This window comes from Streptomyces sp. KLMMK, from assembly GCF_036961605.1.
Classification (GTDB): domain Bacteria; phylum Actinomycetota; class Actinomycetes; order Streptomycetales; family Streptomycetaceae; genus Streptomyces; species Streptomyces telluris.
Genome location: NZ_JBAMDC010000560.1, coordinates 1 through 3,194 on the forward strand (window position 1 = coordinate 1; position 3,194 = coordinate 3,194).

Here is a 3,194-nt window from a genome sequence, read left to right on the forward strand (position 1 = left end):
ACACAGTGGACGCGAGCAACTGAGGACAAGCCCTCGGCCTATTAGTACCAGTCAGCTCCAACCGTTACCGGTCTTCCACACCTGGCCTATCAACCCAGTCGTCTACTGGGAGCCTTACCCCATCAAGTGGGTGGGAGTCCTCATCTCGAAGCAGGCTTCCCGCTTAGATGCTTTCAGCGGTTATCCCTCCCGAACGTAGCCAACCAGCCATGCCCTTGGCAGGACAACTGGCACACCAGAGGTTCGTCCGTCCCGGTCCTCTCGTACTAGGGACAGCCCTTCTCAAGACTCCTACGCGCGCAGCGGATAGGGACCGAACTGTCTCACGACGTTCTAAACCCAGCTCGCGTACCGCTTTAATGGGCGAACAGCCCAACCCTTGGGACCGACTCCAGCCCCAGGATGCGACGAGCCGACATCGAGGTGCCAAACCATCCCGTCGATATGGACTCTTGGGGAAGATCAGCCTGTTATCCCCGGGGTACCTTTTATCCGTTGAGCGACGGCGCTTCCACAAGCCACCGCCGGATCACTAGTCCCGACTTTCGTCCCTGCTCGACCCGTCGGTCTCACAGTCAAGCTCCCTTGTGCACTTACACTCAACACCTGATTGCCAACCAGGCTGAGGGAACCTTTGGGCGCCTCCGTTACTCTTTAGGAGGCAACCGCCCCAGTTAAACTACCCACCAGACACTGTCCCTGATCCGGATCACGGACCCAGGTTAGACATCCAGCACGACCAGAGTGGTATTTCAACGACGACTCCACCATGGCTGGCGCCACGGCTTCACAGTCTCCCACCTATCCTACACAAGCCGAACCGAACACCAATATCAAGCTATAGTAAAGGTCCCGGGGTCTTTCCGTCCTGCTGCGCGAAACGAGCATCTTTACTCGTAGTGCAATTTCACCGGGCCTATGGTTGAGACAGTCGAGAAGTCGTTACGCCATTCGTGCAGGTCGGAACTTACCCGACAAGGAATTTCGCTACCTTAGGATGGTTATAGTTACCACCGCCGTTTACTGGCGCTTAAGTTCTCAGCTTCGCCCCACCGAAATGGAGCTAACCGGTCCCCTTAACGTTCCAGCACCGGGCAGGCGTCAGTCCGTATACATCGCCTTACGGCTTCGCACGGACCTGTGTTTTTAGTAAACAGTCGCTTCTCGCTGGTCTCTGCGGCCACCCCCAGCTCAGGAAGTAAATTCCATCACCGGAAATGGCCCCCCTTCTCCCGAAGTTACGGGGGCATTTTGCCGAGTTCCTTAACCATAGTTCACCCGAACGCCTCGGTATTCTCTACCTGACCACCTGAGTCGGTTTAGGGTACGGGCCGCCATGAAACTCGCTAGAGGCTTTTCTCGACAGCATAGGATCATCCACTTCACCACAATCGGCTCGGCATCAGGTCTCAGCCTTAACGTGTGACGGATTTGCCTACCACACGGCCTACACCCTTACCCCGGGACAACCACCGCCCGGGCTGGACTACCTTCCTGCGTCACCCCATCGCTTACCTACTACAAGTCTGGGTCGTCGGCTCCACCACTTTCCTTCACCCGAAGGATCCAGAACGGCTTCACGGACTTAGCATCGCCTGATTCGATATTGGGCGTTTCAAAGCGGGTACCGGAATATCAACCGGTTGTCCATCGACTACGCCTGTCGGCCTCGCCTTAGGTCCCGACTTACCCTGGGCAGATCAGCTTGACCCAGGAACCCTTAGTCAATCGGCGCACACGTTTCCCACGTGTGTATCGCTACTCATGCCTGCATTCTCACTCGTGAACCGTCCACAACTCGCTTCCGCGGCTGCTTCACCCGGCACACGACGCTCCCCTACCCATCCCAGCCCCCGTTGGGGGTATGTGCTGGAATGACACGACTTCGGCGGTACGCTTGAGCCCCGCTACATTGTCGGCGCGGAATCACTTGACCAGTGAGCTATTACGCACTCTTTCAAGGGTGGCTGCTTCTAAGCCAACCTCCTGGTTGTCTCTGCGACTCCACATCCTTTCCCACTTAGCGTACGCTTAGGGGCCTTAGTCGATGCTCTGGGCTGTTTCCCTCTCGACCATGGAGCTTATCCCCCACAGTCTCACTGCCGCGCTCTCACTTACCGGCATTCGGAGTTTGGCTAAGGTCAGTAACCCGGTAGGGCCCATCGCCTATCCAGTGCTCTACCTCCGGCAAGAAACACACGACGCTGCACCTAAATGCATTTCGGGGAGAACCAGCTATCACGGAGTTTGATTGGCCTTTCACCCCTAACCACAGGTCATCCCCCAGGTTTTCAACCCTGGTGGGTTCGGTCCTCCACGAAGTCTTACCTCCGCTTCAACCTGCCCATGGCTAGATCACTCCGCTTCGGGTCTTGGGCGCGCTACTCAATCGCCCTATTCGGACTCGCTTTCGCTACGGCTTCCCCACACGGGTTAACCTCGCAACACACCGCAAACTCGCAGGCTCATTCTTCAAAAGGCACGCAGTCACGACGCACCGAGCAAGCTCGATGCGCGACGCTCCCACGGCTTGTAGGCACACGGTTTCAGGTACTATTTCACTCCGCTCCCGCGGTACTTTTCACCATTCCCTCACGGTACTATCCGCTATCGGTCACCAGGGAATATTTAGGCTTAACGGGTGGTCCCGCCAGATTCACACGGGATTTCTCGGGCCCCGTGCTACTTGGGTGTCTCTTAAACGAGCCGCATGAATTTCAGCTACGGGGGTCTTACCCTCTACGCCGGACCTTTCGCATGTCCTTCGCCTATCCATACGGTTTCTGACTCGTCTCACAGCCGGCAGACTATGAAAAAGAGATCCCACAACCCCGTATACGCAACCCCTGCCGGGTATCACACGCATACGGTTTGGCCTCATCCGGTTTCGCTCGCCACTACTCCCGGAATCACGGTTGTTTTCTCTTCCTGCGGGTACTGAGATGTTTCACTTCCCCGCGTTCCCTCCACACTGCCTATGTGTTCAGCAGCGGGTGACAGCCCATGACGACTGCCGGGTTTCCCCATTCGGACACCCCCGGATCAAAGCTTGGTTGACAGCTCCCCGGGGCCTATCGTGGCCTCCCACGTCCTTCATCGGTTCCTGGTGCCAAGGCATCCACCGTGCGCCCTTAAAAACTTGGCCACAGATGCTCGCGTCCACTGTGCAGTTCTCAAGCAACGACCAGCCACCC

Annotated in this window: 1 rRNA gene; it reads right to left on the reverse strand. The window is 57.1% G+C overall.

From position 1 onward, the window contains the following. Positions 1 to 21: 21 nt before the first annotated feature. Positions 22 to 3,145: ribosomal RNA gene (locus tag V7793_RS35495) — 23S ribosomal RNA — on the reverse strand. Positions 3,146 to 3,194: the final 49 nt, after the last annotated feature.